The sequence below is a fragment of the Flavobacterium sp. UBA4197 genome (assembly GCF_002379575.1).
Classification (GTDB): domain Bacteria; phylum Bacteroidota; class Bacteroidia; order Flavobacteriales; family Flavobacteriaceae; genus Flavobacterium; species Flavobacterium inviolabile.
Window position 1 is genome coordinate 65,784 of sequence record NZ_DFUB01000031.1, and the last position, 22,511, is coordinate 88,294.

Below are 22,511 nucleotides of genomic sequence, written 5' to 3' on the forward strand. Positions count from 1 at the left end.
CCGATTATTTATTTTTTGGTTTATTTACCAGCAGGCTCAACAATCCTGTTATTCTACCCAGCACCTCGGTAGTTGCTTCTTTTTTGTTATTCGTTGTAAATATATTACTAAATCGTATCGCAATTAGCAGCAGTGTTATTGCATTCCATTTGAATCTTGCCAACAGATCCGGTTTGGGGTTTGCTATCCGCCAAACGTACCATCCGTTTCTAACGACCATTTTACCGTACTGATACTGATTGGGACGCCCCGAAACATGATGATGATGCGACAGCCGTGCCTTTGTATTGATATATAATTTTCCAATCTTTGAAAGCCTTAAACTAAAATCGGCATCTTCATACAAGCCGTAACCTACAAAATAATCGGAAAATCTGATTTTCTGAAAGATCTCTTTTTTAAAAGAGGAAACTCCGCCCATAAGTTGTTCTGCCGGATAAACCTTACCTGAAGGCGGTAAGAAACTGACACTTCTTCCATGTGAAAACTCCGGAGAAAATCCAGGCGGAACATTACTGTCCAGTCCCATTTTTTTGCGCAGGATAAACCTACTGCTCTCTTTTCGTTTCCATCCGTCATAACAGAATTCATTATTTGCCGGTTTATAATTTTCCGGGACTTCAGACCAATTCACTTCATTGGTAATATAACCGCCAACGCCCAAAGCTTCGGGATATACCGCATATATACTGATTAATTCTTCAAAATAGTTTTCTTCCAGTATGGTATCGTCGTCCAGAAAACAAATTACCTGACTGTTTTCTGCTACTTTATTGATTCCAAAGTTACGTTGTTTCGTAAGTCCTCTATGCTCCGGCGGAACTTTATAGTAGTGCAGTTTTTCAAATTTATTTGCTGCAAGGATCTTTTCGGTCTCCTCATCCGGAGAACCGTCAATTATCAGAATCTCGTCAGGATAACGCGTTTGATGCGCTACTGATTTTAAGAGCTTCAGCAAAGGATTTGCTCTTTTATAGGTACAAACTATTAATGTAAAATTCATTTTCCCGCTCTTAAAATATTAGCCCAATAAATACTTCGCTCCCAGCTTTTTTTAAAGTTGTTATAGTATTTCACCGGATGCTTATGTTCCTGATGTTTATAAAACTTTAAGAACAGGGTTGTTTTATAGCTCCTTAACTGTTCTTTTGTATTGTAACGCAGCTTAAATAACATTACCGTTGGCGACGGTTTTGGTTTTATACGGTCGTTATTCCATTCCAGCATTACTTCCGTTCTAAATCCGCCAACGGGCGCTTTTAAATGTAATAGCTCGGGTGATGGTAAATACAGGATATCACAACCTTTATTTCTTAATTGCATTCCAAAGTCGGCATCTTCTCCAAAACCATGTTCATAGCGATCGTCAAAGCGTAAATCTGCAATGGCTTCACTTTTCACAATACTACAGCCGGATCCAAAGGTTGTCCATTGAAAGATATTGGTCGAAACCGGTTTATCTCCTTTACGCAAACAGCATATTGTAAAAGCGCTGTTTCCTGTTTTTTCAATTTGTTTAAAGGCCGTTTCTAAAAAATCTTTTTCAAACCGGATATCGTCATCTGCAAAAAAGACCCATTCCTGTTCAACATGTTGCAACGCCTGATTCCTGGCATTGCATGCACCGGTCCGGTGGGTAAACAGGTGTCTGATCTGAAAAGGCCATGATTCCTTTTCAAGGTAATCCAATTCACTCGTGCTACCTTCCTGCGGGTTTTGTTCTACAATTATTACTTTTTTCGGGATTATTGTCTGTTTTGACAAGTCCTTTAAAACATCGTATAAAAATACTTTTCGTCCAATAGTAGGAATAATAACATCTAAAGAATGTGACACCCTACTTTTTGTCTTTAATTCCATCTGGATTTTATCCAGCTGTTTTACATCCGGTTTTTTCCTTTTAAAGAACACGGTATACAGGCAGGCTAATACCGGGAATCTTCTTTCATAGATTAGCAGATTCACAAACAATAAAAGGATCCAACGCGCTCTGTAATGTTCTTTTACAAATTTGAACAGCGAGTAAATACCGGCCTCTCCACTACTCCTATTCGTTGTTGTTTTCAATAACTGAGGTTCATTGTAGCACAACAAACCGTGGGGCATTCCTATTTTTGCAAGGGAACACAAAAAATAATCAAAGTTCGTGTCTATAAGTTTATCGGCTTCCAAAGCGTTTAATGTTCCGCCATAAATTCCGCCAACAAGGCTGCTCATCTGCCAGGTTGGATATACACTTTCTTTATCGGGATTAACAAATAGGCTTTCATCAACATATCCTATTTCTGAAGGGATGTAATTGGTCGTTCCTCCATAGGAAAGCAGTATTTTTTTATGGTTAAACAGTTCGGGCAATGCCTCCCAATTTATGTCTTCCTGACAATCTTTATGATACCAAAATAATAAGTCATCCGGAAATAAACGGGCTAATCTGACAATATTCTGCGCAATACTTTCATTACAAACGTCAAGATACGCTGAACTTTCGTATGCGATTATACTTTCTACTTTATTGTTATGATGACAGATAATAATCACTTGGCAATTGTTTTTTGATAAAACGCAATATTCTGTTCCACAATAGTATCAATATTAAAAACAGTGCAGACTCTTTCTTCTGCTTTTAATCCTATTCTTTGTCTTAGCTGATCGTCTTCCAATAAGTCTGAAATTTTTGCCGAAAAGGTTTCATGTTCCCCCGGGTGTACCAGATAACCGCTTTCGCCATCTATTATGAGCTCCTGAGCCCAGCCTATATTGCTGTTCACCACCGCTTTTTTCATGGCCATGGATTCAATAGTTACCATTCCTAAGGTTTCCGCAAAAGTGGGAAACACACAAACCTGTGCTTTTTGGATATAATCCCGGACTTCCTGATAAGGTACTTTGCCCAGATACTCAATGCTGTTTTTCACATTATCATCCATCAATTCCTGCATCAGCTGCCAGGTTGACTGCGTTCCGGTGGCTGCATCATAAGAGTCGCCCCCAATCAGGATGAGCTTTGCTTCCGGCATTTTGGCAATTACCCTTTTCATAATATCCGGCAGTTCCAGCACTCCTTTTTTGCGAATAACCGTTCCTATATACAGCAGCAGTCCTTTTTCTTCATGTATGGCATTATCATTCCTGAATTTTTCTACTTCCAGTCCGTAATGGATGGTTGCTATCGTTTTATTCCTGATTTTAAAAAGCTGCTGCGTTAACGTTCCGGCAAAAGCAGTAGGTGCGATAAATGCTTTTGCTTTTTGTATTGCCAGTTTCTCAAACCAGAAGTTTTTACGTTTTTGTTTTCTGTTTTCCAGATGGCAGAAATATGTATCACTTCCGTGAAACCGGATTACTAACGGTGCTTTTAAGTTCATAAAAGCAGTGATGCCGGTCCAGTCCGGTGCTTCAACCAGGTCTGCTTTATTTTTAACGATCAATGCATTCAAATAGTCCTGAAGGTACTTTCTGTAAAAATACCATGTTGCCCATTTGTATTTTCTCTTTTTTACCAGATGTATTTCAACACTGTCTTCCTGAATTATTGTATCTTCAGATTGTCCATAGACAACCACAGACACCTTGATGTCCTTTTTCACTAATGCAGCAACAAGATTTTTGATACTCGTGCCTATTCCTGCACTGTGGAGCACTTTTGAATGTGGATATTCGGGTGTTAAAAAAGTAATGTGCATTACGATACCATTTTTTTTATGCTATTCCATATATTTTCAGAAGCTGAATCCGGTGGAAATTTATTGATAATCTGAAACCATTCCTTTGCTTTTATAGTATTTTGACGACTATCTTTTAACGCAAGCTGAATTTTCGTTTTAATTTCTTCCTTGTTATCAAGCCAGATAACCGATTCTTTAGCCGGCATTGATCGGAAGTGAATATAGTTGTATATTTTTTTTACGGACCAGTCTTCTATCCGTTTATGTTTAACATCATAATTAATGTAAGCGCACGGTTTTCCATGTGCCGCATAATCAAACACCATTGAAGAGCCCAGGTTAATAACCATATCCGTATGGGCGATGGTATTCATTTGCAGGTCTACATCTTCCGGAGTTGGCAGGATTGTATTCCACATACCGCCTTTTTTCTCCCATTTCGGATTGACCGGAACAATGATGTCTTTATATTGCGCCAGTACGCTGTCAAACCGATCGGAAAAATCGACCGGACACCTGCGGAATAAAATACCGATGGTATCTCCTTCTTCATTCATTTGTTTTACTGCCGCCGCCACATCGTCCAGATATTGCGGATCATCGGGACAGGTGGTCACATCGTCACCGGAATAACAGATGTAACGCCTGGTTATATCCAAGCCATTCTGTTTAAAAAAGGTTTCTTTTGCAACCAGTCTATCGGTTTCATAATGGGATTCAAATTGCGGTGTTCCGGTTATATGAATATTTTCTGCTTTTATATATGGATAATATTGCAACAGTTCTTCTTTCATGTGTTCACTCCACACAAAATAGGAATCGGTTTCCACCACCATCGTTGCTTTGGGTAAATTATCCCAGGAAAAAATAAAGGTTGCCGTAGGAATTCCTAATTCCTGAGCAGCCAAAAGCGGTGCAATTGCCAATAGCGGCCGCTGATTGGTACAAAAAACCATAGCCGGCTGTTCTCTTTTCAAAACGGCCAGGCATTCCTGAAAATAAGCTGTTTTCTTTTCCTGTTCCTTAATTTTATTCCGGACTTTCTGCAATCCTTTTTCCGACGTATGGCTAACAGCTAATAGTTGCGTCAGTATACTTTTTGCCGCTGTTTTTATATTTTTATAGGCATACGGAAAACGATAGGTATCGTAAACCGCATCCTGAAATTTCTTTTTATTGAGGTTCAGCTCGATTTGTTTCCGTGCATTTTTATATATTTCTGTCTGCTTGTTTGTTTTCGGATTTTTTATCGGAATGTCCTTAAAACCCAAATCCGATAACTGAAACGGGGTATTGTTCCAGAAAACCACGTCATATCCCTGCGTGATTCCCAGTTCATAAAATTTAGAATAGGCAAAATTACGCAATCCGATACCATCCGGCAGCAATATAAAAATCTTATTGTTTGGCATTTAGCTGAATCTTTTTTCAGTTATATATCTCTAAACTGTTTCTGATGATTTAATTCCCAAATATCACTATTCTCCAAGGATTCTAAAAATAATGTTGCACTATTTCCTGTTCCGAAATCAGTATAGCTGTTTTTTACTTCATGCTTTTCAATTTCCTGTAACGCATTTAGTATTGCTTCTTTGGTATAATCAACATTTATAATATCTGTATTGACGGATCTGTTCTTTTGGCGGCTGCCAATATTGATAATCGGCAATCCGTAGTAAGGTGCTTCCCTGATTCCGGCACTGCTGTTTCCTATAATAAAGCGGGCATTTTTTAATAAGGTTAAAAAATACTCAAAGCGAAGGGATGGGAAAACACGAAAACGGGGATTTCCTTCCAATTGTTTGTAGGCTTTCAATATGGCCGCACTACCCAGATCGTTATTGGGATAAATAACCACAAAATTGTGTTTGTCTGCTAATAAAGTTGCCACGAAATCATTGGCATACTCTTCCATGTTTTTAAATTCTGTTGTGATGGGATGAAACATGGCGACGGCATACGCATCAAAATCGATAGCATAGTATTGTTTTGCTGTTTCCAGGTCCGGAAGCTGGTCGGAGAACATTATGTCTACGTCCGGTGATCCGATTGTAAATACGGATTCCGATAATTCTCCCATCTGGATCAGTCTTTTTTTGGCTGTTTCATTGGATACAAAATGTACATGACTCATTTTACTAGTGGAATGCCGGATCAATTCATCAATCGTACCGGAAACTTCACCACCTTCAATATGCGCCACCAGAATATTGTTTAGTGAGCCCACAATGGCACCTGCCAGTGCTTCCACCCGGTCGCCGTGAATGATGATCATATCGGGCGTTACACTTTTCACATAGGCCGATAATCCTTCAATCGTTTTAGCGAGTGTGAGATCCATGGTTGTTTCATGCGTATGGTTTTCAAAGGCATGTATATTACGGAAACCACAGCGTTCAATTTCAATTAAGGTATATCCGTATTCCTGCTGCAGGTGCATACCGGTGACAAAAATGTAAGGTGTAAAATGTTCATGCTTTTCCAGTATCCGGATCAGTGATTTAATTTTACCAAAGTCGGCTCTTGTACCGGTCAGAAATACAATTTTCTTCATGATTCCGCTATATTATACGATATCTTCCCAAACCAGCTGTGCATCGTTTTCGATGTCACGACTTGCTTTTTTACCGATGATATTATCAAAATGTTCCGCTAATATATTACCTGTTCCGGGACGTTTTACCCATATATTGTCTTTTGTAAAGATTGTTCCTTTTTGTATAGGCGCAATACTGCATACGGTTGCAAAGGCAAAATCGATAGTGACCTGCTCTTCTGCTGCCGGTTTTTTTGTTCCTCCCCGCATCAACGCCATTTCTGCCGCATCAACAATCAGGTTATGGCAGTTTTGTTCGTCCATACTGCACACGATATCCGGTCCGGTCCGGTTCATGTGGTCTGTGAAGTGTCTTTCCAAAATGGACGCTCCCAGTGCAACTGCTCCCAGACAGGCATTGTTGTTTAAGGTATGGTCGCTTAATCCGAACACTTTATCCGGGAAAGCCTTGTGCATTTCCATCATCGCACCGAAACGTACTAAATGTATCGGAGTCGGGTATAAATTTGTGGTGTGCAGTAAAGCTACCGGCACGTTGTGTTTATCAAAAATGGCTACGGCTTTCTGAATGCTTTCTATCGTATTCATTCCGGTGCTTAGAATTACCGGTTTCCCAAAAGAAGCGATATGTTCCAGCAGCGGATAATTATTACATTCGCCCGATCCGATTTTATAGGCAGGTATGTCAAATTTCTTCAGTCTTTCGGCGGCAGCTCTTGAAAACGGTGTGGAAATAAAAATCATTCCTTTACTTTCCACATACTTTTTAAGCTCCAGCTCTTCTGCTTCATTTAAGGCGCAACGCTCCATAATTTCATAGATTGAAACATCGGCATTTCCGGGTATCACTTTTTTTGCCGCACCACTCATCTCGTCCGCAACAATATGGGTCTGGTGTTTTACCACTTCCACCCCTGCTCTGTGTGCCGCATCGACCATTTCTTTTGCCGTTTGTAAAGAACCTTCATGATTGATTCCTATTTCGGCTATTACTAAAGGCGGAAAATCCTGTCCTATTTTTCTACCTGCTATTTCTATATATGGGTTCATGCTATTGTTCTTTGTATTTTTGTTGTAAATATGATGCATATTCAAAATCATCCTGGGTATCGATATCGATAGCCGCAAAAGGATGCTCCACTATCATCGGATATGCCTTTTCACTAATAATCTTGTTTTCTTCTAAAATCAGTTGTGCCCTGGTTATATACAGCAATCCGTTTTCAAAATACAGCGGTTCCAGATCCTGGCTTCTTTGCCCTATTTCATAATTGAACGGTACAAATCTATGTGCATTGATCTTTCCCAGTTTCTGTTCGTTACGGGTAACTGTAAACAGGCTATCGCAGTTATTTTTGATAAAAATATCCAATGCTTTATCCAGCAGTTCTTTCGGCCGTAATGGATTTGTAGGTTGTAAAAGAATTACAATCTCCGGTTTTTCTTCAATACTTTCCAGCACATGTTTTAAAGCGGATACTGTGGGTTCAAAATCTCCGGACAGCGATTCCGGTCTGTTAATTACAATTACATTATTAGCTAAAGCTACCTGTTTTATTTTTTCATCATCGGTGGAGACAAAAATGCCGTCAATGCTATTGTTATGCGCTTTTGCATACGCAATTGAGTGTACAATCAGCGGTTTGCCATCAAGAAGTTTTATATTCTTTTCCGGTAATCTTTTTGAACCTCCCCTGGCTGGAATTATCACAATTGTCTTCATTAGGATATGCTTTTTTTAGCGGATGCAATTATTGAGTTCATTCCGGCATTCCAGCTTTTTGTCGTATATAATTCCGGATCAAACAAATTGTTCTTTTGAGAATCGTCTGTATATTCTAAAATCGCATTTTCCCATTCCGAAACAAAATTTGGTTTCGCAATCAGTTTTCCGAATTTACCGTATTGCAATACTTCCGGAACTCCTCCATTTGCCGAAGCAATACAGTAATTCCCGCAATGCAGGGCTTCTATAAGACTCAGTCCAAAACCTTCGTGCCATAATGTCGGGAATAAATAACAATCCGACAGCTGCAGGTATTTTGCCAATTCGTCATTGGGAATTCTCCCAAAATAACGAACGCCTTCCATGGCTTCTTTCGGTTCGGTTCCAATAACCCACAACGCGATATCTTTTCTTTTTTCGATTACTCTTTTCCAGGCATCCAGTACAATATGCAGTCCTTTTTTAGGACGGTCCTGGGAGCACCAGACAAATACTTTTTTACCGGCTACTCCAAATTGTTCTTTCCCAAGTTGTTTTTCTTCCTTTGAAAGTGTGTGAAATTTTCTTGTATCGACACCATTATGAAGTACCGAAAAACGGGTTGGCAAAATGGTGTAATATTCTTTATGGGCTTTATAGGAGTCTTCCGTTAGCAGTACCATTTCATCTATTGCTTCAAAAAACCAGCGTCCGGAAAAGTTTTCATAAAAAGGCGGAAAACCGTGATAGCAAAATTGAATATAGCAATTCTTCCAAATACCTAATTCCTGCAACAGGGCTATTAATGGTTTGATTATTCCAAAATTATCGACAACCTGCAGAATATATTTTTCATCGTTTTTCAGAATATTTTGCAAGGCATTGAGATAACCCACATACGGATTTTTCTTTCCTCTTTTAACAATCCTGGTTATCAAGTCATTGGACACCAAGCTGTATTGAATATCTTTAAATTTACCTTTCGGATTTTCGCATACGATATAATCAATCTGATGATGACTCTCTAAATAATTCCGATAGAGTGTTGTCCAGCTTCCTATACCCGAATATGGCAATGGCAATTGTGAAATAAGAATTACTTTGGGCATAACTTCAAAATATATTTATAACTTTAACCTTAGTTCTATGGCTTCCAAATCAGCTGTTATTTTATAGCTGTATGGGCAATCTCTATAAAATGAGATCAGATGTAACAATACCAAATCATTTACTTCTTTTAAAGTATAATATTCCGGTACTTTTTTACCTAAAATCTTTTTCACTTTATATTTCAGGGATTTTTCATAGCTATCCCTGGTAAACTTTACCGTAATTACTGTATTGGTTACATTAGGTAAAATTCCATAGATAAAATGGTCAATATTAACTTTCCTGTTCAGTATTACCTGATTAACCGTTACGTTATCCAATTCTTCAAGTACCGCATTTGCCGATACTTCTCCCCATTGTTTATAATTAATAGTTACACCATCCTGTTGATTGAAAAACAAGTGTTGGTGATTAATCTGTACTATTCCTTTTATCTGTAAATTCTTCGTCAGTTCCTTGCTTTCTGTTTTTCTATATGACGTATGCCATTGGTGCAGTAACAAGGTTTCTTCTTCATAAAAAACAGATTCGCAGCCTTTTCCGGAGAGTCTGAAATGAATATCGGCATCTTCAGCACCCCAAAAATGATAAAACTCGTCAAATCCTCTATTTTTGCGCACTATTTCCGTAGGGAATAATGTCATCCCTTTTGCATCAACCTTAGAATAAAACTCTACCTGATAATCTTCAAATGATTTTTGCAACAGGGTTTCTTTTTCGGACAGATAACCTACTTTATAAAAATGCATTTTATCCTTATCTTTCATATTATGAAGCAGGTTTATAAATTTCGGATGAAAAATAATATCTATGTCTGAGATGAAAAAAAAGGGTTCTTCTATTTTTTTAATGATATAGTTAAGGGCTCTGGATTTATTCCATGGCTGATTCTGGTATGCCAGATAATTATATTTTACAAATGAATAGTCACCAATCAATAGTTCCAATTCTTTTGTAAGTTCCGTTGAAGATCCATAATTCACAAATTCTACTCTAAAATTCTGATTGGACTGCAACACCAATGAGTCTAATGTTCTCTTTACTCTTGTTAGATCTCTATTTTTAAAAGCGTAAATTAATACGATGGGCGCTTCTAATTTCATAAACTATATCATTGATTTTATCAAAACTTTTACCTGTTCTTTTTTACTAAAAAAAGCGGTATACTTCCTGATGAATATAAAGCTTTCTGAGACACAAAATGATTTATTTCTCAGGAAATAGCTTCTTATTTTTTTTATTCTAATATCATCAAGGAGCGTTCTGAATAAAGGAACATTCAATGATTCATTTTTCGTTATTGCTGTCCTAATCAAATCAAGGTTATTAAGCTGTGATTCCAGGTCTTTCAAAGTTCCTTCATAATTAAATTCAAAGCATTTTTTGAATACTTCATAAGGCAACTTAAAATCCGGAATGTATTTTTTAAACAAATCATATCTTACCTCATACGATATTTCTTTTTGTTTTTGGGCTTTTATTTTGGAAATCTGCCCTGAATGTACTCTGTATTTAAGCAATATTTCCTGAATATTAAAAAACCTGGTTCTTGAAAGCAAACGACTCCAAAGCTCATAATCTTCAGCCGGTTCTTTTGTTTCATCATATTCCATTTCCTGATTGAAAAGCTCTTTTCGCATCATTACCGACGGATGCGCTACCACACATCTAAACAGCATACAGGTTAGAATATCGCTATGCTCTTCCGGCAGTTCAATACTGTTTTTTTGAGGGAATGTTTCGTAGGCCGTTCCGCAAACTCCTATTCCCGGATTTGCTTCAAGCAATTGTACCTGCTTTTCAAATCTTGTTTCTACCAGAACATCATCGCCGTCCATTCTGGCAATATATTTGCCTTTCGCCAATTTAAGTCCGATATTCAAACTATTGGCCAATCCGGAATTAGTGTCTTTTTTTATTATTTGTAATCGTGAATCCTGATATTTTTCGATAATGGAACAGGTATCATCCGTAGAGTTATCATCAATGATAAGGCATTCAAAATTGGAATATGTCTGATGGAGTATACTGTCTATTGCTTCTCTAATATAGCCTGCTACATTATAGACGGGTACAATAACTGTTATTAAAGGGGATTCCATTTTAAAAATAGTTTCTGTTCATACCTATCGTTAGTTCTCCGGATGGAAATAATATAAACCCATAACTTTTCAAAATTGTTTCAATTGTTGTTCTTACATTGAACTCATCATGAATTTCTATTGCTATTATTTTCACTTTTTCTAAAAACGCACAACTATCCTGAGATTCAAAAATAAATCGTTCAGCGCCTTCAATATCAATTTTTAAAAAGTCCACGATATCCAACATATTCTCTTTCATAATATGCTGAACGGTTATTGATTTCACGGCACTTTCTTCTGTTGTTATTTTTGTTGTAAAAGCCCAGTCTTTTTTATCTCTGAATTCATTTTCAATCACAACATTCAATCCATCCTGATTGTGTAATGCTTTATTATACAATTTTATACGGCTTCCATCAAATCCATTATGAAAAATATTCTTTTCTATAGTTTGATAATTCGTAAGCGAAGGTTCAACTGCATAAAGTTTTGCCTTTTTAAATTCTGATAAAAAGAATACAGACGTATAACCTACATTCGCACCGGCATCAATGATAACCGGCTGTTCTTCCTTATTGAATTTCAATATATCCCTGATAATCTCATATTCCCCGTCTCCAAATATCTGATTGAACACCAGATAGTCACTATGTTCCAGTGATCGGCAGTATATTTTTAAATTATTCTTGAGTTCAATTAAAAAAGAGTCGGAATCCACAATTGTGATCGCTCTGATTATTCCTTTTTTAACCAGTTTATCTTTTAATTTATTTTTTGTTTTATTTTCTTGAGTACTGATAAAATTAATCATTTGTTTCTCAAGTTTAAGCAACTTTGTTATCAGCATCTTTCTCAATGTTATTGGTTGTGTTACATTCTCTTACCAAAGATATAAAACTTAATAACGCTACTAAGTTTTAATCTACACTGCTCTTGCCCTGTATTTCCTTAACATTATGTCGCTTCAGAATATTTACAACCGGGATTTTACAGTTTTATTTATTATAAATCATCAATATTTCCCTGAAACATCTTTAGGCAGTCCTTTCATCCATAAAATCTTACTCAGAATCTTTTTAGCAAAAATAATTTTAGCGAAAAGTTTAATTTTCAAATAATATTCCAGACGTGATGCTTTCCGTTCAAGGAGTGCCGGTGCTTCAGATGGAGTAGCATTCTTTTTAACGCTTAATAATTTTTCTTTCATCCAGGGCTCAACTACATTTCCCAAATGACAGGCATAATTATCTTCTGTTGACAATCTCCAAAATCCTCTTTTGACTGATGGCAAATCTAAAACTTCCTGCTCACTGGTTCCTCCCAAACGATATCGTGTGAATTTGGGTAATTTACCGGCAAAGACTTCTTCCCGATACGTTGCTATGAAATGTCCGGCTCCGACAACAGCTTTAGTTCCCTCGTTAGAAGATACCGTTAAAAATTGTTTCAGATGATACTCTTTATAAAATTCTTCATTTCCTATACTATGGGCAAATGCTTCCAATGCTGCTCTGTTTTTGACAGGAGTAAACCGTAGTTTTTTTGACCAAAATAAATCCCAATAAATATTAGATGTAAAGGTCTTATACGATTTTGAAGAAGGCGTCGGACAAACCACCCCTGCTTTTGGAAAAGAACGAAAAACATTGTAGGTGGCTTCCTGCCAACCGATTAGAAACATCACATCGGCATCAGAAATGGTAATTAAAGGAACCCTGACTCCTGCCAAGCCTTTTAAAACGGCATTAATCTTCCCAATATTAGTTGTATTAATCAGTTCCTGAATTTTATTTTCGGATAATAACCTTTCCAGATAAACGGTAACTTCTTTACAGCTTCCATTATTTACGATGGTGATGTATGTTTTTTTATGGGATGATTGGAACAGCGATTCCAGGCAAAGCTTTAAAATTTCAAAACTATCTTTAAAATAACCTTCAAAAGATGGTATATAAACAGGCAGTATTACCTGATGAAAGTAATCACCGGTTTCTTGTATTTTGTCTTTGTGTGGATTAAATCCTACCCGCATAATTTTCTTTTTTAAAAGTCTCTAACCGTATAAAAGCTGTTACAATTAAGAAGCCTGAACTCTTTTATATGCTTCCATTATCTTTATTCTGTTGCTTTCATAATCCAGTTGCTGCTTAGCAATTTCTTTATTGATTTCATATACTTCTTCCATCATCTCCTTTTCTTTCAACGCTACTATTATTAATTCCCTGATATTTTCAATATCTTCCGGGTTTTCAATCAGTAATCCGTTTACACCATTGTTTATTATTTCTGCAGAAGCGCCGCCGGGATTTGACTGAATGGGATAGGCTCCCATAATTATCGCTTCTAACAAGGTGTTTGGCATCCCATCTGAAATATTGTTACCGATATAAATCAATGATTTCCCCATTAGTTCCAACGTTTGCTGGTGTTCTAAATCATGGCGTCCATATACCGAAAATGGCAATTTTTGTTGTGTTATATAGTCTGCAACAACAGGATGCGCTCCAAAAACAACAATTTCAAAACCTTCTGTTTCCTTTGGCATTCCCTCCAATGCTTTTACAACATTCAAAGCTCTGCCAAAAATATGCTGATAGCCTTTTACAAGGATTATTTTTCTTTGTGTAACCGGTTGTTTATATTTTTCCAATGCTGCAAGATGGAATCCGCCTCCGGTGGGAATAACCCCTAAATCTTTTCCTGCAAATCCCATTTGTGCTGCTAGGACAGCATCTCTTCCGCAATCGGCATGCATAAAGTTTACTCTGTTTAGCACTTCCCGGATTTTTTTATTGTGCTCTTTAAAATTACGATAGTAGTAAATATCATTTCCCCAACACGAATATATCCATTTTATCCGGGGATATTTATTCATTGTCTGAAGTATCGGATAGCTACATCCCTGCATTTCAAAACTGTGTACAACATCCGGATTAATCTCTTTAATGATCTTTTCCAACTGCTCATTAACCGTTGTCATCAGAAAAGGTGACAGCCATTCATAAACTGCAGGCATTTTTTTTGAGATGTAATACTCTCCTTTTATATAGGGAAGTTTTCTACGCTTCCAATCATAAAACTGTTTGATATTTCCAATACCTTTTAGTGCTCCACGATCTAAAACATCGAACCAATATAATTCAAAATCAGTGTTTTTTAAATTTTCTACCCATCTTATAAAGTGGATCGAAGGCATCGCTATAAAAAGTATTTTCATTTTGTAAATTATATAATTGCTAACCGTATCTCTTTATTGTTACAACAGATTGTTTAATTTTCAATAGCTTCAATCATATCGGTTTTTGCGCTTTTTAAAAAATTATATCCTTTGCCGGAAATCGCAACCAGGATATACCCGATATAAATTCTAATCTTACTTTTTAACGGATATTTCGTATGGTAAATATTTTTTAAGACTTTGAAACCACTCCCCTGAATTGTTTTACCCGAATTGTTTTTTATCAGATGAAACAAGCCGAGTTGTCTGTACAGTATATATTGTTTGAGTGGATTTTTATTCTGAATATCCGATTCTTCTACTACTTTAAATGCTTTCAGGAAAAATTTAAAACGGGAAATATGAGAGGTAAATTCATTCGATTTATCCTGTGTGATACTCTGATGTCCTCTTCTAATAGAAAACAGTACATCCTCTTTATAAACGTACTTTAAGTTATTTGACAGCATCCTGAAATGAAAGTCCGTTTCATGGCTATTCGATAATTCTTCATCAAATAATGCTTTGTTGAGTAAAACCGAACGTCTCCACAATGGACATGCTGTAAAAAAATAATGATTTTTGGTAAGATACGCCGTTAATACATCCTCTTCAGGAGTCCTGTTTGCTCTAAAAACAGTTTTATCATTTGTCCCTTCAGTAAAGCCTTGTGCCAGGCAAACACAAAAATCCAGTTCTTTTTCTGTTTCCAGCAGCTGAACCTGTTTTTCCAGAAAATCGGCATGCATCAGGTCATCACTATCAAACCACTTGATATATTCTCCCCGACTATTCTCAAAGCCATAATTCCTGCAGGCATTGGCTCCTTTAATTCTATCATCAGGTCTTCTGTAAAATCGGAACCGGTTATCCTTATCCTGGTATCGGGATATGATTTCTTCTGTGTTATCCGTTGAGCCATCATCAACTATAATACATTCCCAATGGCTATAGGTTTGAGAAATAATACTGTCTAAGGTCTGTCCAATTAGATTTGCTCTGTTATATGTAGGAACAATTACGGATACTAAAGCTTTCATTTTTTAAAAGTACTGATAAAAAAACGTCTTATAAATTTTAATAATGCTAACCCGTTAAAGTTAATCAGATAATAATATCCTAAAGTCAGCCATTCTTTCCCAATCGGGTTTCTTTGGTCTTTTATGGCCACTTCATAAGCCAGCAACAGTTCTAATCGCTGTTTCTTATTAAAATCACTTAATCTTTCTAGGATAAAATCTTTAAAAAATTGTTCTTTCGCCTTCATTTTTAAGGCAATATTATCTTTCTTTCCTGAAATATTTACTTCCGAAAGCCTGATCATAATAAGGCTTTCATTAATACAATAAATTTCTTTTTGTTCTGAGAAAGCTATCCAGGCACTGTCGTCACTATACCATGCTAACGGATAATCATAGAAACCATGTTCATCATATGCCTTTTTTGCAAAAATATACTCCGACAAAGAGCTTCTTGTAAGTGCTTTAAATTTTCTAAAATAGGAATCCGTTGCTTTTTCCCAAACAGGATGTAAATAGGGCTCGGAAGTTGTAGCGTTTTCCTGAAAAATTAGTTTTGTTGCGAACTTCACAACATTTGCCTTATCCTTAAATTGTTCGTAATTGCGATACCAGGATGCTACCATGTTATCTGTCAATACATCATCATCCCCAAGAATCATGATCCATTTTTCATCCTGAATCAGATCAATACAGCGTTGCCACTGTTTCACTAACGAAATACTCCCTAAGTTTTCATTGAAATGAGTATAGGTAAATGTTATTTTATCCCGGTATGCTTCTAACAATTCCTGAGGGTTCTCAGGACTGGCATCATCTCCAATATATACGTTGAATCGCTTATCTGTCTGGTTCGCTAAAGATTCTAACGTCTCTCTAAAAAAAACTAGTTTGTAATATGGAATTACGATTGCAAGCATTTTCTATATATCTTTTTTAAGAGCTTGATGGGCAATAATATACGATGTCCAACTTTATAAGAGTTGGAATTATAAACTTTTTGAAGTTGATTATCTATCTCTTTTTCTATTATTTCCGTTCCTTCAAAAACCGATAATCCTTGTTTTTCAAAAGCCGAATCAGAGGCTATTACGATTAAATATAATGGTGTGATTACCGTTTTGGTTATATCGAGATAATTGCCTGTAATAAAGGAAACATTATCCTGTTCATTATCATCCGTAATTAATGAGTTTCCATTTACATAACGCTGAGTGAGAAGCTGCTGGTTATTAAAATATCCTGAGACTAAATCACTAAATTCTTTTTTATACAGTTCTTTTATATGAAACTGATTTTTAAAATTTCTTTGGTCGGTATAATACAGTTTATCCGGAGTGGAGATCATGACGATCCCTCCCGGTTTTAAAACACGTTTGATCTCTTTAAGCATTTCATCATGCTGGTCATGATGTTCTATTGTTTCAAAACTGATGACAACGTCGACACTATTGTCTTCAAGCGGAATTGCACTTGTACTTCCTGTTGCGTATTGAATATTTTCTTTTTTATACTTTCGTTTAGCTGCTTCAATAGTATCCGGGTCAATATCTACACCATAAACAAACGATGCGCTATTTCCCATTAAATTCGTCCCGTAACCTTCACCGCATGCAATATCCAATACTGTTTTATCTTTTATAAACGATAACGCAATGCCATATCGGTGTAAATGATCGACAGCATCTCTACCGTATATGAATGTTTCCAGGCGTTCACCGGACCATTTTTTTTTCATTTTTTTTATTCCCATTTTAATAACGGCCTTACAATTCCAGGGAATCTTCCAGAATAATTTCCTCTGGCTGTATTTTCTCCCATTTCATCAATTATATTAAATCCAACAACATCCATTTCGTGAAATTCAACATGAAACGGACTGTAACGCATGATTGCAAAACTACAGGAATACCCTCCTTCTGCCAAAAAGTTACCGGGTATGATTATTGTTTTTGTATATATTCCTTTTGATAACGGTTTTGACAGGGTATCCGAATCTTTATCGTGTGAACTTAAAATATGTGTATTTTGATTATTAAACAGGTTAAAGCCATGCGTGAAAAGTTGGTTTTCCGCTAAAATTTCATAGGTAAACCGGATCATTACCGGATTTGAAATTATATGATTTAAGGAAACCTCTTCATTTGAATTAAGCACTTCTGCTTTGTGTAGTCGTATAAAATCAGAACCCGGATGTTCTTCATTCCATGTCTTGCTTGCGCTACTGTTTGATTCTTTCAAATATTCATCAATACAATCATCTACATTACCCTGAAAAACTACCCTTCCATGTTCCATCACGATTCCTTTAGTACAAAGACTTTTTACAGCCGCCATATTATGGCTCACAAACAGTACTGTTCTTCCCTCACCTTTGGAAATATCCTGCATCTTGCCAATTGCCTTTTTCTGAAATTCGGCATCACCCACAGCAAGTACTTCATCAACAACTAAGATTTCCGGTTCTAAATGAGCCGCAACAGCAAACGCTAATCGCACTGTCATCCCGCTACTATAGCGTTTTACCGGTGTATCGATATAACGCTCGCAACCGCTGAAAGCAATAATCTCATCAATTTTAGAGTTGATCTCTTTTTTTGTCATACCCAAAATTGAGCCGTTGAGATAAATATTTTCCCTACCGGTCATCTCAGGATGAAAACCTGTACCTACTTCCAGCAAGGAGGCAATTCTTCCTTTGGTTTTAATAATTCCAGTTGTTGGTGCAGTTACCCGGGATAAAATCTTTAGTAAAGTTGACTTTCCGGCACCATTCTTTCCAATAATCCCTAATACTTCACCCCGTTCTACTTCGAAACTAATGTCGTGCAATGCCCAGACATAATCGCTATCGCCTTTACTGGACCTGTCATTTATATCGCCAACTTTAAGATACGGATCCTCTTTCCCTCTCATTTTATGCCACCATCTGTTTAAATCATGGCTTATTGTTCCTGTGCCAACCGTTCCTAACCGGTATTGTTTGGAGATATGTTCGGCTTTTAGAATTATATCTTTCAAAAGATTATTATTGCTAATTATATTGTTAATTGCTTACAAACTTATCTATAAATTTAGACGCTGTCAAATATAGTAAAATTAAGAACCGGAAAACGATGTAACCATAGAATTAACGCTACTTATTCCCGTTCCGTTATCTCGTTTTTCTAACCTTAATAAATTTCTTTTTAATTTTAATTATCTTTGTCACATGTTATCATTTTTTAAATCAAAACCGCTTTTAAAAGAGCTTATTCCTCAAGGCTATACCGACATTCATTCCCACATCCTTTATGGTATTGATGATGGTGCAAAAACAATAGATGACACTTTGTTTTTATTAAATTCCTGTAAAGAATTCGGATTTAGCAACATGATTACAACTCCCCATACCTGCTCCGGTATATGGGATAATACCAAAGAGGGTATAACCGAAAAGCTTGCAGCTGTTAAAACGCAGCTCCCGGATCTAACCGGTGAACTAAATTTACGGGCTGCCTCGGAATACATGATAGACGATACATTTCTGAAATTATTCGTGAGAGAACCGCTACTAACCTTAAAAGACAATTATGTTTTAGTGGAAATGTCCTATATCAATCCGCCAATTCAATTGTTTGATATATTGTTTGAATTGCAGGTAGCGGGTTACAAACCTGTTTTAGCCCATCCGGAGCGTTATAATTTTTACCACAACAATTTTGATGCTTATAAAAAATTAAAAAAAGCCGGTTGTTATTTTCAGGCGAACCTGTTATCTACTGTAGGTTACTATGGAGAACCCGTTGCCAAAACAGTCGACAAGCTTTTTAAAAATGACATGATAGATTTTACCGGTTCTGACATTCACCATAAAAATCATATTGATTCCTTTTCAAGGAAAATAAAAATCAGCGAAGCGGAATCATTGATCGCCGCTATGAAACGAAATTCTTTCTTCCAATAAAAAAGCCCTTATTAATAAGGGCTTTTTTATTAAAATTCAGCAGGTCTATCTGCTTAACAGTCTTCTCCACCAAGGCCTATCGTCTTCAAAATCTGCACCATAACCATAGCCATAACCATAGCCTTTAGTTGTATCTGTATCATTTAACAACATACACATGTTTGGCAATTTCTTTTCTTTATAGATGATTTGCGGCACACGTAACATACGTTTATCCAGATAATTTGCTCTCACTACATATATAAATACATCTGCCAGATGAGCAACCAACATGGTATCCGTCACTAAACTAACCGGAGCAGTATCTACAATAATATAATCATATTCTTTCTTAAGTTCCTCAAAAAGAGAATTGACTTTTTTACTCATCAGTAACTCAGCAGGATTAGGAGGAATTACTCCTGAAGGCAGTACATAGAACTCTTCAAATCCGTTATGTTTAATTATATAGTCCTTGATGGAATCATCTTTTGTGGAAAGATAATTTGTTAGTCCTTTTGAAGGAATTGGAATATAGTCATCCAATCTTGGATTACGGATATCCATACCAATCAACAATACTTTTTTCCCTGATAGTGCAATTGTAGCCGCCATATTAGCCGTTACAAACGTTTTACCTTCTTTCGGAAAAGTGGAAGTCAGAAAAATAGTTTTGGCTTGTCCGTCCGGAACATGATTCAACATAAACTCCAGGTTTGTTTTGGCTATTCGTAAAGCCTCAGCTGCGCTACTTCTGCTGGTTGTATTAATCAACTCATTAGCAGAAAGTGATTGCGGAATATCTCCCAAAAACGGCGCTTTAATCCGTTCTTCAATATCTTGCCGCGTTTTTACTTTGGTATCTAATAAATCCATAAAATAGACAACTCCAAATGGCAGCAATAATCCAAGAATTAATGCTCCTAAATAGATAATGCCTTTTCTTGGCGAAACAGGGATATCGGATGCTTTTGCAGCATCAACAACTTTTGCATTGGGTGCTGTTACAGCCAGTGAAATAGCTGTTTCTTCTCTTTTTTGCAATAAATAAAGATACAGTGATTCCTTGATTTGCTGTTGGCGCTGTAAAATACGGAATTCTCTTTCCTGTCTCGGAATTTGCGAAATACGACCGCCCAGTAAACCTTCCTGTCTGTCCATATCTCGTTTTTTGATCATCAGAGCCGATTGCATTCTTGACAAACTTTCATCAACTCCAGCTTTCAGCGAAACAATTTTTTCATCTAATGAAATCACAACCGGGTTATTTGGTGTAGAGCTCTTTAAGATACGATTGCGCTCCAAAACCAATTTATTGTACTCATCAATAGAGGTGGAGGCATTCGCATCGGAGGTTATATTGCTCGGAAGTAAGTCTCCTTTCTTACTGTTTTTCAAAAATTCTTTCATGGAAGCCACAACCTTAAGCTGCGTTTCCGTTTCTACAACATTTTTTTCATACAAACTGGCATTCTCCAAAAACAATCCCGCTTCCGAAGTAATATCTGTAATTTTATTTTGCTTTTTATAGCCTTCCACATTTTTTTCAACACCATCTAACTCATCCGTAATCAAACTCAAACGCTGTGAAATAAATCGGGATGTGTTTTCAGAGATAAAGTTTTTATCTGCTATGGCATCTTCATTATATATTCTAACTAAAGCATTTAAAAAATCCTCCGCTCTTTCTTTTACAGGATCGGTTAGCGATAATTCGATAACACTGGTATTCTTACTTAACGGGTTTACCATCAATTTTGTTTTAAAATTTTCAGTAACTTTCGATAAGGAAACTATTTTAACATGGACAACGAAAGGATTATTACTATGGCTTTTACCTTCAGCATCTATCAGGTTTTCTAATTTTTTGTTAACAATTAATGTTCCATATTTGGTTCTTATTTCACTACCGTAAGAATATTCCCCTAATTTATTCTCTTTGTCATCATAGATAAAAAAACGATTATTGCTTTTATTTTCTATTCTGTAAGCAAAATTTTGTAAATAAAAATCTTTGCTTTTATTTGTAAACTCAATTTCAATTGGCGAATCTTTATATAAAAAAGAAGACTTAACTCTTCCTTCAGCGATATAGAATACGTTTAGGTCTAATCTTTGTATAACGTTTTCTACTAATGTTCTGGATTTTAAGATCTCCACTTCATTATCGACACTGCTTTTTGCTCCTGTCAACATTCCAATATCAGAAAAAGCAGCTAACTCAGAAGCGATACCCCCTTTTTTATCATCTTTTACAAGTATAGTTGAAACAGCTTTATAACTGGGCGATGTGTAATAACGCAAATACAAGAATGCCGTTACTAGTGAAAGAAATATCCCCAGTACAAACCAACGCCAATGGATTAAGTATTTATCAATCTGTTCACGAATAGAAAAGTTATTTTCGTTTTGCTCTTCAAAATTATTAAATTCCTGATTCATCTATATCTATCTTGTGGTTAAAGCAATTATGGTTATCAATAGGGAGATTGCTGAAATCGCAACCGTAATATTTGGTCCGATAACAGAAGAGTTTACTTTTGTTTTATTAGGCTCCACATATACTACATCATTTTGTTTCAGGTAATAAAACGGAGAGTTTATAAAATTTGAATTCGTTAAATCTACTCTAGTTGAAGTCACTTTTCCATCCATTTCTCTTAACACCAATATATTATTACGTTTTCCGTAAACTGTTAAATCACCGGCCATACTAACTGCTTCCAATAGTGTAATCCGTTCCGACTGTATTGGATATGTACCCGGTCTGGTTACTTCACCCTGAATCGTAATCTTATAGTTCAGGATTCTCATATTAACCGTTGGGTTTTTAATATACACTCCCAACAGCTCTTTTAATTTTACCATCGCCTCACTTCTTGTCAATCCTCCTAATTTTATATTACCGATAACCGGAAAAGAAATTTCTCCTTTAGAGTCTACCAAATACGTTTGTAAACGCGGTTGATTTCCTGCTGTCTCAAGATTACTCTGTATTGTTACAGCATACAAATTAAATGGAGCTGCTACTTCAGGGTTTTCAGCAGAAACAACAATCATTAACAAATCATCAGGCTGCAATTTTGGCTCAAAAGAAGCAGAAGCTGTTCCCGTTGCGAACTGGTCAATATTCTGATAATAAACAATGTCTTTTTTTTGCGCACATGACGACAAGAAAAGTACCGTTATTACTGATAGCAAACAGAAAAAGCGAGGAAAAATATTCATA

Annotated in this window: 20 protein-coding genes; 1 reads left to right on the plus strand and 19 read right to left on the minus strand. The window is 36.4% G+C overall.

Annotated features, from left to right (window positions below; genetic code table 11):
* Positions 1-4: 4 nt before the first annotated feature.
* From B3394_RS15620 to B3394_RS15700, 17 genes are all read right to left on the minus strand, one after another.
* Positions 5-1,003, minus strand: coding sequence for a glycosyltransferase family 2 protein (locus B3394_RS15620; RefSeq protein WP_177732658.1), 999 nt, complete (start codon positions 1,001-1,003; stop codon positions 5-7).
* On the minus strand, positions 1,000-2,538 hold the full coding sequence (locus B3394_RS15625; RefSeq protein ID WP_286926770.1) for a glycosyltransferase family 2 protein: 1,539 nt from the start codon (positions 2,536-2,538) through the stop codon (positions 1,000-1,002). The genes B3394_RS15620 and B3394_RS15625 overlap by 4 nt, the downstream gene beginning before the upstream one ends.
* A complete protein-coding gene (locus B3394_RS15630; RefSeq protein WP_286926772.1) occupies positions 2,535-3,683 on the minus strand; it encodes a glycosyltransferase family 4 protein in 1,149 nt (382 codons plus the stop codon). The genes B3394_RS15625 and B3394_RS15630 overlap by 4 nt, the downstream gene beginning before the upstream one ends.
* Positions 3,683-5,077, minus strand: a complete 1,395-nt coding sequence (locus tag B3394_RS15635; protein WP_286926774.1) for a UDP-glycosyltransferase — start codon at positions 5,075-5,077, stop codon at positions 3,683-3,685. The genes B3394_RS15630 and B3394_RS15635 overlap by 1 nt, the downstream gene beginning before the upstream one ends.
* 20 nt (positions 5,078-5,097) lie before the next feature.
* Complete coding sequence (neuC, locus tag B3394_RS15640; RefSeq protein ID WP_286926777.1) at positions 5,098-6,219, minus strand: UDP-N-acetylglucosamine 2-epimerase; 1,122 nt, start codon at positions 6,217-6,219, stop codon at positions 5,098-5,100.
* Between the two features lie 12 nt (positions 6,220-6,231).
* Entirely contained in the window at positions 6,232-7,272 is a 1,041-nt protein-coding gene (gene neuB / locus B3394_RS15645; protein ID WP_286926794.1) for an N-acetylneuraminate synthase, read from the minus strand.
* 1 nt (position 7,273) lies between these two features.
* On the minus strand, positions 7,274-7,945 hold the full coding sequence (locus tag B3394_RS15650; protein ID WP_286926796.1) for a cytidylyltransferase domain-containing protein: 672 nt from the start codon (positions 7,943-7,945) through the stop codon (positions 7,274-7,276).
* Positions 7,945-9,036 (minus strand): glycosyltransferase family 4 protein, encoded by a 1,092-nt coding sequence (locus B3394_RS15655; RefSeq protein WP_286926798.1) that lies wholly within the window; start codon positions 9,034-9,036, stop codon positions 7,945-7,947. The genes B3394_RS15650 and B3394_RS15655 overlap by 1 nt, the downstream gene beginning before the upstream one ends.
* 15 nt (positions 9,037-9,051) lie before the next feature.
* Positions 9,052-10,140 carry a glycosyltransferase family 2 protein gene (locus tag B3394_RS15660; RefSeq protein ID WP_286926801.1) on the minus strand — a complete coding sequence of 363 codons (1,089 nt, stop codon included), beginning with the start codon at positions 10,138-10,140 and terminating at the stop codon, positions 9,052-9,054.
* A 3-nt stretch (positions 10,141-10,143) separates the two neighbouring features.
* The gene (locus B3394_RS15665; RefSeq protein ID WP_177732634.1) at positions 10,144-11,139 is read right to left on the minus strand and encodes a glycosyltransferase family 2 protein; all 996 of its coding nucleotides are present in this window, start codon (positions 11,137-11,139) and stop codon (positions 10,144-10,146) included.
* Position 11,140: 1 nt separating this feature from the next.
* Positions 11,141-11,932, minus strand: a complete 792-nt coding sequence (locus B3394_RS15670) for an FkbM family methyltransferase (protein ID WP_177732632.1) — start codon at positions 11,930-11,932, stop codon at positions 11,141-11,143.
* 201 nt (positions 11,933-12,133) lie between these two features.
* On the minus strand, positions 12,134-13,153 hold the full coding sequence (locus tag B3394_RS15675) for a glycosyltransferase family A protein (RefSeq protein ID WP_286926805.1): 1,020 nt from the start codon (positions 13,151-13,153) through the stop codon (positions 12,134-12,136).
* 45 nt (positions 13,154-13,198) lie between these two features.
* Complete coding sequence (locus tag B3394_RS15680; RefSeq protein WP_286926860.1) at positions 13,199-14,338, minus strand: glycosyltransferase; 1,140 nt, start codon at positions 14,336-14,338, stop codon at positions 13,199-13,201.
* 53 nt (positions 14,339-14,391) lie between these two features.
* Positions 14,392-15,378 carry a glycosyltransferase family 2 protein gene (locus tag B3394_RS15685; RefSeq protein ID WP_286926864.1) on the minus strand — a complete coding sequence of 329 codons (987 nt, stop codon included), beginning with the start codon at positions 15,376-15,378 and terminating at the stop codon, positions 14,392-14,394.
* On the minus strand, positions 15,375-16,277 hold the full coding sequence (locus B3394_RS15690; protein WP_286926866.1) for a glycosyltransferase family 2 protein: 903 nt from the start codon (positions 16,275-16,277) through the stop codon (positions 15,375-15,377). The genes B3394_RS15685 and B3394_RS15690 overlap by 4 nt, the downstream gene beginning before the upstream one ends.
* Positions 16,262-17,095: a class I SAM-dependent methyltransferase gene (locus tag B3394_RS15695; protein WP_177732617.1), complete on the minus strand. Its 834-nt coding sequence runs from the start codon at positions 17,093-17,095 to the stop codon at positions 16,262-16,264. Before B3394_RS15695 ends, B3394_RS15690 begins: the two co-directional genes overlap by 16 nt.
* Positions 17,096-17,100: 5 nt before the next feature.
* Positions 17,101-18,378 (minus strand): ABC transporter ATP-binding protein, encoded by a 1,278-nt coding sequence (locus B3394_RS15700; protein ID WP_177732615.1) that lies wholly within the window; start codon positions 18,376-18,378, stop codon positions 17,101-17,103.
* Positions 18,379-18,568: 190 nt separating this feature from the next.
* Between B3394_RS15700 and B3394_RS15705 the strand changes: the two genes are divergently transcribed.
* Positions 18,569-19,303: a tyrosine-protein phosphatase gene (locus B3394_RS15705; protein WP_286926868.1), complete on the plus strand. Its 735-nt coding sequence runs from the start codon at positions 18,569-18,571 to the stop codon at positions 19,301-19,303.
* A gap of 45 nt (positions 19,304-19,348) precedes the next feature.
* Here the strand turns inward: B3394_RS15705 and B3394_RS15710 are convergent, their stop codons facing one another.
* Both B3394_RS15710 and B3394_RS15715 read right to left on the minus strand, forming a co-directional pair.
* Positions 19,349-21,724 (minus strand): GumC family protein, encoded by a 2,376-nt coding sequence (locus B3394_RS15710; protein WP_286926870.1) that lies wholly within the window; start codon positions 21,722-21,724, stop codon positions 19,349-19,351.
* A 6-nt stretch (positions 21,725-21,730) separates the two neighbouring features.
* Positions 21,731-22,510 carry a polysaccharide biosynthesis/export family protein gene (locus tag B3394_RS15715; RefSeq protein WP_286926872.1) on the minus strand — a complete coding sequence of 260 codons (780 nt, stop codon included), beginning with the start codon at positions 22,508-22,510 and terminating at the stop codon, positions 21,731-21,733.
* Between the last annotated feature and the right edge of the window lies 1 nt (position 22,511).